This window comes from Helicobacter sp. MIT 05-5294 (genome assembly GCF_000765675.1).
In the GTDB taxonomy this organism is placed as follows: domain Bacteria; phylum Campylobacterota; class Campylobacteria; order Campylobacterales; family Helicobacteraceae; genus Helicobacter_D.
Genome location: NZ_JRPA02000030.1, coordinates 1 through 9,090, shown reverse-complemented (window position 1 = coordinate 9,090; position 9,090 = coordinate 1). Strand labels below are relative to the sequence as shown.

The following is a 9,090-nucleotide window of genomic DNA, read 5'->3' as shown; positions in this document are numbered from 1 at the left end:
CAAACTATTTTAGCAAAAATCCAAGTAATTAAAAAGGGATTATAAATTGGGATTCCATAGTAGAATAGAATCTTTTGTGCTAGATTGTGGATTTGTTTCGTCCTTGCACAGCACAAAATCTCTATCTTTGAATATAATCCCCACCAAAAGGCAGAAGATAGTCTAAACCATTGGTATGGATATAACCCTCATAGAGTTTGAGTTTGGAGGGGGATTCTAAAAAGGTTTTTGTGTAGTTTTCTAAATCTTCTAATGCAGGACCATCATCATCAAAGTAACTTGCATGGAGCATACCTCTCCCACCAATTACATCATGGACGACATATCCCTCTAGCATTTTTAGAATCCACACTTTAGCCCAATTATTCGCATCTATATTCCATACTAAAACAAGATATTCTTTAGCTTCTAGGGGATTGATGAGTTTAGATTTGTTTGCTTGATAATAAACTTGTTTGGTTCTGACAAAATAATATTGGAAGCCCATCATTTCTTCAACCCAATCTCCCCATTCCCTATCTTCTAAAAACCATTTTCTACCCTTGGTTACCATTTCTTCATAAAGAGGATTTATATTATATTCTCCCTGATATTTCCTATCTTCTAAAAACAAATCTTTAGGTGTGCTTTTGAGTGCTTGAGAGAAAAGTTGGGCTAGGATTTTACCCTCTTTGCTTGGTTGGTCTCTTAGATTGACGATAAACTTATCCATATTACTATGTGTATAGGCTAAAGCAGAAGTAGGGAGAGGTGCAGCGACTTCTTCAAGGGGATAAGTTCCTTGATATAATAAACTTCCCACTTCATACCTAGAGGGTCTTAAAGCAGTATTAGGAGGCAAAACCTTATAAGTATCAAGGATTAATAGATAAATCTCATAAAACTTTTCTTGCTCTATTCCTCCGTATGGAATCTCAAGATATTTATCATAGAGAGGGAAAGTAATCTGATAGCTCATAGCCGTGCGCCCAATTGCTCTATCCCTATCGCCCACCTCCCAAGTTTTCCAATGTGTAAAATACTCTTCTTTAGCTATAAGCTCCACAGGCACTAACACACTGCCAAAGCGAGAGTTAAAAAACTTCTCTTGTTGGGCTTTGGTTAAGCTACTCTTGCTTAAAATCTCTTTGGCTAAATCGTTGTTAATGTCATAAGGGATTTTAACTTCTTCTAAGTATCCTTTATCCCCATAGCTACTTTCTAAATATTCGTTGATTGTCTTTGGGAAGTCGTGAGCATATAAAAGATAATGGCAATGTGTGATATTTTCGTCATTTACACTCCTTTGGCTTCCTTGTGGAAAATACACTAAATCAATGCCTTTGTTATATTTCATTGTATAATGCCAAGAGATTTTTAAATAGCCTCTAGTGGTTTTCGTGGTCATTGCTGTCGTCATTGCTCAACTCCTTTAAAATGATTTTGCAATTCTTAATCTTGAATCTCTCCAATCCATCTTATAATATTGCCTTTATTATCAATCTCTACTTCTAAATCTTTGTATTTATTATAGAATCTTGGAGCTAGGATTTCGTTGAAGTATTTATCACCCTTTGGAGTTCTTGCAACCCAAAAACGATACTTATCCCAATATTGTGGAGTGTCCCAATTAGAATATACATAATCTTCATCACTCATATTTGGGTATTTCTCTTCAAGGTCTATCATATCTCTATCATACGCACAAGTGCAAAAGAAATTATCCCTAAAATATATCCATGCTTGGTATTTTTTGAATTTTGCCAATTTATCCTCCTATGGCTTGATTGATATGCAGCCCTAATTCCATTCAGTGTGATTCAAAAAGCGTTGGAGTTTGGGAAAGAGCTTTGAGGTGATAGGTTTTGCGGTGGATTGTGCATAAGCCGTTTTGGGCAATCGCATTTAGATGTGCTTTCGTGCAGTAGCCTTTGTTGTGCGCAAAGTCATATTGGGGGAATTGTGTATGCAAAGTTTGCATTTCGGAATCTTTCGCGCTTTTTGCCAAAATACTCGCCGCGCTAATGGCGTGAAGCTTGGAATCCCCTTTGATGAGTGTTTTTAGTGTTTGGATTCCAAAGTTACAAGGACCATCAAAACAATAAAAAGGTGCGCTTAAATGCGTCATAATTTCAAGCAAAGAATCCCTTAAACACACGCTTAAACCATGCACATCAATCACTTGTGCGCTTTTTTGCACCAAATGGAAATGTGCGTATTGTTTGATTTCTTTTGCTAAAGAATCCCTTGTTTTTTGGGAAAGCGTTTTGGAATCTTTAAGCTGATTCAAAAGGGCTTGTGGGGGGTTGTTTAGCACCACGCCACAGACAAAAAGCGAACCTGCTACGCAACCTCTTCCTGCTTCGTCAATACCACAAAGCGCAGGATATTGTTCTAGCGGAATCGTAAGGGATTCTACAATCTGTTGTAAAGGCTTTTGCCCCAAAACCTCTTGAAATACGGAATTTTGGGATTCCAAAGTATTTAGCGCGGGATTAGAATCTTCCCAAAGAGGGAGTATTTTAGGCTTTGCTTTTGCCATTTTCTAGGATAATTTGCAAGACTTCTTTAAATTCTCTCACCGGGTGGATACGCAATCCCTCTTTTACTTCTTGTGGAATCTCGTCCATATCGCGTTCAAAGTTTTTCTTTGGAATCAGCACTTCTTTTATTCCCGATTTGTAAGCCGCAATTAGCTTTTCTTGCAAACCACCAATAGGCAAAACCTTGCCTCTTAGGGTTAGTTCCCCCGTCATTGCGACATAGCCTCGCGCTTTTTTGTTTGTCAGTAATGAGGCAATCGCACTTGCAATCGCGATTCCAGCACTTGGTCCATCTTTTGGAGTTGCGCCCTCTGGCACATGCAAATGCACATCAAAGCGATTGTAAATCTCACTTGCTTCTGGCTTGGTTTTTTCGTCTTTTTCTTTTTGTGTTTGGGGGATTAGTTGGCTGTCAATTTTGAGCAATCCGCCATCAATGAGAGATTTCACATAAGAATAAGCAATCTTCGCACTCTCTTTCATCACATCGCCCAAATTCCCTGTCAAATGCAATCCTCCCTTGCCTTTAATCTTTAACGCTTCAATCTTTAGCACATCGCCGCCTACACTCGTCCAAGCAAGTCCATTAACCAACCCTACTTCCGCATTTTTACTTGCATTTTCGAATTCAAAAACAATTTTGTCCAAAAACTCATGTAGGTTTTTGGGCGTGATTTGAATCTTCTCTTGGGGAGATTGCAAGATGTTTTTTGCTACTTTGCGCAGGATTTGCGCGATTTTGCGGCGGAGATTCCGCACTCCCGCCTCTCTTGTGTATTTCTCAATCAATACGCGAATCGCACTTGGCGAAAAGCTAATTTCGCTGTTCTGCAAACCATGTTTTTTAAGCTCTTGTGGAATCAAATATTTCTTTGCAATTTGTTCCTTTTGGCTTGGAGTGTAGCTGTTGATATTGATAAACTCCATTCTATCGCGTAAAGGTGCTGGAATCGCGCTAATATCGTTTGCTGTGGCGATAAAAATCACTTGAGACAAATCCAAATCAAAATTCGTATAATAATCCCTAAATTCTTTGTTTTGTTCTGGGTCTAAAATCTCCAAAAGCACCGATGAAGGGTCGCCGCGGAATGAATTGTGGATTTTATCAATCTCATCTAACACAACTACTGGATTCATCTCCTTAGCGTCAATCAAGCCCTGCACGATTCTACCGGGCATTGCCCCAATATAAGTGCGGCGGTGTCCGCGCAACTCATTGACATCTTCCAAGCCACCTAATGCGATTCTGACTAATTTGCGCTTTAGCGCAGTGGCAATGGAGTTTGCAAGGCTTGTTTTGCCTACTCCGGGAGGTCCATAAAAGCATAGAATCGTGCCTTTGTTTTCGCTGTTGTTGCTTTTGCCACGCAAAGCAAGTAGTTCGCGCACCGCAAAATACTCCACAATGCGTTCTTTTGGCTTTTCTAATGCGAAATGGTCTTTGTTGAGCTGTTTTTCTACTTCATCAATTTTTAGAGGTTTTTGCGCAAAAGTTCCAAAAGGAATCTCTAGCACCAATTCAATGTAATTTTGTAGCAAATTCGCATCTGCGCTATCTTGGTGCATTCTTGAGAGTTTGTTGATTTGCTTGGAGATTTCTTTGTAAGCGTCCTTGCTCATTCTATTTTTGAGTTTTTCTAACTTTTGGCGATATTCTTCAATCTCCGCATCTTTACTCGCGTCCCCGCCTAATTCCTTTTGAATCTGCTTGAGTTGTTCTTTGAGGAAATATTCCTTATTGATTTTTTCCATTTGGGAATTAACTTTGGATTTGATTTCCTTTTGGATTTGTTGTGCGCGGATTTCTTCCATTACGATTTCAATTAGATTTAGCAAACGCTCTTCGGGATTGTTTTCTTTGAAGATTTTATAAGCTTGGTCTTTTTTAAGCCGAATCGCACTTGCAATCAAATCTGCGGCACGATTAGGATCCATTGTTTCATTAATGCTTTTAAGCAAATCTTGTGGGAAATTTTGTGAAATATTATAGAGATTCCGCAATCTTTCTTTAAGGACAGATAAAATCGCTTCTATGCGCGCAGAATCAAAAGGCAGGGAAACAATGGGTTCAATTTCGCCTTGAAGTGGGAGTTTGGAATAAAGATTCAACACTTTTCCGCGACTTAAGCCCTGAAATAGAATCTTAACGCGCCCCTCTGGCAAAGCTACCCGACGCATAATGATGCCAATAACTCCCACATCATAGAATCCCACGACATCTTCTTCTGTGTCGTTGGGCTTAGAAGCCGTGATAAATACAAGCTTATCTGCGGATTCCATTGCGATTTCAATGGATTTTAGACTCTCTTCGTCGCTGATAAACAAAGGTGCTATCATAAAAGGGTATAAAAACATATCCTCTTCTACGATTATGGGCAATTTTTTGGGAAATTCTCCATATCTATCTAGCTGCATATTTTCTCCTACCATTCAAAGATTCTTTGATACCATGGAGAATGTGCCTCTTGGTAATAAACATCTTTAATCCAAGCCTTTTCATTAATTTTTTGTTGATAAAATTCCGCTGCGTTTTCTTTCCCTCTGCGCTCGTAAAGCTTAATAATTTCTTTGTTTAAACTTAAATCCGCCAATTCTAACTTCAAAAGCATTGTATCTACAATTGGGCGATAGCGTGAATAGGGATATTTTTTGCCAAATTCTTTCGCCTCATTAATGGATTGGAGCAATAATTGTTGGTCGCGGAATTGTTTGCTAAAAGCAAAGTAGTTTGCTTGAAGCTTTAGGTATTGCACAAAATCAATGTTTTCCGCATTTCCAAAGCGTTTGGTAAATTCATCATAATAGAATCCCGCAAGTAAATATTCTTCTTTTTGCATATGTGCGCGTCCTAAGATTAACATTGCTTCGCTTAAAAGGGGCGAATTGAGATGCTCACTTTGCAAAGAAACAAAATAGCTGTCTGCTTTTTCTAAATCGTCGTTACGAATCTCTTTAAGCATATTTTGATACCAATAATCCGCAGGTTTATTGACTTCGTCTAAAGCCAATCCGCTGTTGCTTTTGGAAGAACACGCACCCAAAAAGACAAGTGCGCAAAAACCACAAAGAAAAAGTTGTGTTGTTTTTAGCATTGTTAAAGATTCCTTAAAATAGTTTATTAATTTGGATTTATGCCTAAAATATAGGAATTTTAGAATGATTGTTGTTAGGCTTTATTGGGAGTCAAACTTCAAAATTTGCAATTTGGATTTGTTTGAAATCAAGCCAAAATCATCAAAAATAGTCGTAATTATAGCGGATTTGTCATAGATTTTATAATTTTTTTAAAAATAAAATTGATTTTTTGTTTTTATTGCGATAAAATCTCACGCGAAACTTTGAGTTTAAGAATTATTTTCTGCGAGATAAAGGTTAATTTAAGCAAAGGATAAAAAGAATGGAATTTGTAGTTAAATCCCCCATTTTGGGTTTTGAACATATCCAAAAAATGAAACTAGAGAGAATCGCAAAAGACGATGAAACCTTTATGCAATTAAAAAGTTGTGAGAATGATGGCATTTCTTTCACTTTGGTGAATCCCTACACAATGCGCACAGACTATGAGTTTGAGATTCCATCGCCCATCAAGGCTCTTTTGGAGCTAAAAGGCAAAACCAATACAGACCCGCAGAACTCTAAACTCGCGATACTCAATATCGTCTGCGTCAAAGAACCCATTGAAGATTCCAGCGTGAATTTTTTAGCTCCTTTGCTTTTTAACTTTGAAAATTCAACAATGGCGCAAGTTGTCTTGGAGAATTTTAAATACGAAAACTTCGGGCTATCCGAGCCTATTTCGAAGTTTTTTGACTTCAACAAACAATAAGAATCCTAAAGAATCCTAAAATGAAATCCTTAATTCTTTTGGGCTATGGCAAAATGGCAAAAGCCCTAGCTCAAGGCTTAAAACAGCGATACAATTTGCGCGTTTGTGGGCGCAACTTTGCAAAAGTTCAGGCTTTTTGTGAGGAGTTAGGCTTAACTCCTTTAGCATTAGAAAACTCCACGATTCCGCTAAAAGAAGACGATGAAATTCTGCTTTGTGTCAAGCCTTACGCGTTAAAAGAATTTTATTTCCATGGCAAGGCAAAATGCGTGTATTCTATCCTTAATGCCACAAGCCTTGCTACTTTAAGAGAAACCATAGAATCCCAAAACTATATCCGCGCAATGCCCAATGTGTGCGCAAGTGTCGGACAATCTATCACAAGCCTATGCGGAGATTTGGCATACCAGCAAGAAGCCTTTGGGGTTTTTGATTCTATTGGCAAAAGCGTATGGCTTGAAGAAAAGGATTTCCCTTTGGCTACTGCTTTAGGGGGTTGCGCACCGGCGTTTTTGGCACTTGTTGCGGAATCCCTAATTGATAGTGGCGTAACCTATGGTTTAGGGCGTGAGGATTCTACACAAATCGTGCGCACTCTTTTTAGCGGATTTGCATTACTTTTGGAGCAAAACCACCCTACATTACTCAAAGAAAGCGTGATGAGTCCGGGAGGCTCTACGGCGCAAGGTGTAGCCGCTTTAGAAAAACACGCGCTCAAAAATGCTTTTTTAGAGGCGATTTTGGCTTCTAAAAATTTCGCCTAAATTTGCAAACTTTTGCGATTTTAGGTGGGAGTGGTTCTGGCAAAACCGCCCTTTCTTTGGAGATTGCCACATCGTATGATTGTGTAATCCTCTCACTAGACTCCTTAAGTATTTATCAAGAAATTGATATTGCAAGTGCCAAGCCTAGCTTAGAAGAACGCAAAGGAATCGTGCATTTTGGCATAGATATTTTATCACCCAAGGAATCCCAAAATGTTTATAATTTTATCCAAGAATATTACCGAGCAAAAGACTATTGCCAAAGCCACAAAAAACCGCTTTTAATCGTCGGTGGCACGGGATTCTATCTCAAATCTCTGCTCGTTGGGCTTTCACCAGCGCCCAAGCTCACGCTATCTGAAAAATTAGAAATAGAATCCAAAATCAAAAGCCTTGGCGGTTTGGACGCACAATATCGTTATTTATGCGTGATAGATTCTGTCTATGCAAACAAACTCAAGCCTCAAGATTCCTATCGTATCGCGCGTGCATTGGAGATTTATTTTTCTACGCATTGTGCGCCAAGTGTGTATTTTGCAAACCATTCTCCTAAGCCGATTTTGGAATCCTGCACGATTTTTGAAATCCTAAGGAATCGCGAATGTCTGCGACAAAGGATTCTAATGCGCACACAAGAAATGCTAGATAGAGGATTGTTAGAAGAAGTGCAGACGCTCTACTCACACTATGGCGCACAATATCAATGGGCAAAAAGCATCGGAATCAAGGAAACGCTGGAATATCTAAAATATCAAAATCTCCTAGATTCTGCGCAAAGCACAAAGAATGACGCGCTGCTAAAGCCACAATTCCCGCCCATTACCTCTTTAGAATCCCTAAGGGATTCTATTTCCACGCATACCGCCCAACTTGCTAAGCGTCAAACGACTTTTAACAAAACGCAATTCCCGCCGCATTTTTGTGGCACAACAACAGAGATTTATTCTCAAATTACAATGCAACTTAGAAATGCTCATTAAATCTTGTAATCTATTCAAACAGCTTCATAATTGTGCGTGATTTTAAGAATGCGTATTATATAATAAATCTTTAAGATTAATAATAAGGGGCGCAATGTTTAAGCATTTGTCGATAAAATTCAAGATTCTAGTTCTTGTCATTGGTATTATCGTTGGTTTGGTAAGTATATTTGGTGTGATTGAATATTTTGAAGGCGATATTATTCAAAATACTCGGGCTGAACTCCACGAAGTCGTAGGTAATGAGGTGGAGCAAAAAATCAAACTCGCCACAGACACTTTGGCAGAATCACTAGGAGAGCTTATTGTAGGGCTAGATGAGCCTTCACAAATCGCTATTATCGCCACAGCGATAGAGAAGTTTCGCTTTGAAGACGATAAAAGTGGCTATTATTTCGCCTACAAAGAATACACTCCTGTGGCGCACCCAACACGCAAAGATTTGATTGGAAAATCGCTTTATGAAGCCAAAGATACTGATGGCGTTTATTATGTGCGGGATTTGTTTGAAACAGCAAAAACCCAAAAGAAACAAACCAAATTTGTGCATTTTTCTTTCAGCAAACCGCTTCCTGATGGGACGCTAGGCACAGCGCAAAAGGTCGGCTATGCAGTGATGATTCCAAACACTCAAAATATTTGGATTTCTACGGGAGTTTATGTAGATACTCTTGATGAATATACCGGCAAAATTTCTGTTGATCTTATCAAATTCGTAGATGATACTTTATTTAAAGCATTTTTAGTTGGAATCCTAGTTTTATTTGTTATTTTAGCTCCATTGATTTGGCTCTTTTATGGCAATCTTATCTTCAGTGTGCAAGCCATTCAGACAAACCTTAGCCGTTTCTTCTCCTACCTCAACCACGACACAACCACAGCCAATTTAATCAAGATAGAATCTCACGACGAATTTGGCATCATGGCAAAAGAAATCAATCAAAACATTCAAAACATTCAAAAAGGTTTAGAGAAAGATGAAATTGCGATTGCCCAAT

General features: G+C 38.6%; 8 protein-coding genes and 1 pseudogene. 4 read left to right on the top strand and 5 right to left on the bottom strand.

Annotated features, from left to right (window positions below; genetic code table 11):
• Nucleotides 1-121 precede the first annotated feature (121 nt).
• The 5 genes and pseudogenes from LS69_RS09535 to bamD all read right to left on the bottom strand — a co-directional run bounded on the left by LS69_RS09535 (nt 122) and on the right by bamD (nt 5,614).
• Complete coding sequence (locus LS69_RS09535; RefSeq protein ID WP_138124488.1) at nt 122-1,399, bottom strand: hypothetical protein; 1,278 nt, start codon at nt 1,397-1,399, stop codon at nt 122-124.
• A gap of 32 nt (nt 1,400-1,431) precedes the next feature.
• Nucleotides 1,432-1,746 (bottom strand): annotated as a pseudogene (locus LS69_RS09530) (hypothetical protein); the annotation flags it as partial.
• Between the two features lie 43 nt (nt 1,747-1,789).
• Nucleotides 1,790-2,521 carry a ribonuclease HII gene (locus tag LS69_RS09525; RefSeq protein WP_138124485.1) on the bottom strand — a complete coding sequence of 244 codons (732 nt, stop codon included), beginning with the start codon at nt 2,519-2,521 and terminating at the stop codon, nt 1,790-1,792.
• The gene (gene lon / locus LS69_RS09520; RefSeq protein WP_138124482.1) at nt 2,502-4,937 is read right to left on the bottom strand and encodes an endopeptidase La; all 2,436 of its coding nucleotides are present in this window, start codon (nt 4,935-4,937) and stop codon (nt 2,502-2,504) included. The genes LS69_RS09525 and lon overlap by 20 nt, the downstream gene beginning before the upstream one ends.
• A gap of 8 nt (nt 4,938-4,945) precedes the next feature.
• Complete coding sequence (gene bamD, locus LS69_RS09515; protein WP_138124479.1) at nt 4,946-5,614, bottom strand: outer membrane protein assembly factor BamD; 669 nt, start codon at nt 5,612-5,614, stop codon at nt 4,946-4,948.
• A gap of 305 nt (nt 5,615-5,919) precedes the next feature.
• On the opposite strand from bamD, the gene fliW reads away from it, so the two are divergent.
• From fliW to LS69_RS09495, 4 genes are all read left to right on the top strand, one after another.
• The gene (gene fliW, locus LS69_RS09510) at nt 5,920-6,348 is read left to right on the top strand and encodes a flagellar assembly protein FliW (RefSeq protein WP_138124476.1); all 429 of its coding nucleotides are present in this window, start codon (nt 5,920-5,922) and stop codon (nt 6,346-6,348) included.
• A 20-nt stretch (nt 6,349-6,368) separates the two neighbouring features.
• A complete protein-coding gene (locus LS69_RS09505) occupies nt 6,369-7,112 on the top strand; it encodes a pyrroline-5-carboxylate reductase (protein ID WP_138124473.1) in 744 nt (247 codons plus the stop codon).
• 2 nt (nt 7,113-7,114) lie between these two features.
• Nucleotides 7,115-8,092, top strand: coding sequence for a tRNA (adenosine(37)-N6)-dimethylallyltransferase MiaA (miaA, locus tag LS69_RS09500; RefSeq protein ID WP_138124470.1), 978 nt, complete (start codon nt 7,115-7,117; stop codon nt 8,090-8,092).
• Between the two features lie 94 nt (nt 8,093-8,186).
• On the top strand, nt 8,187-9,090 hold a 904-nt coding region (locus LS69_RS09495), incomplete at its 3' end, for a cache domain-containing protein (protein ID WP_194145484.1).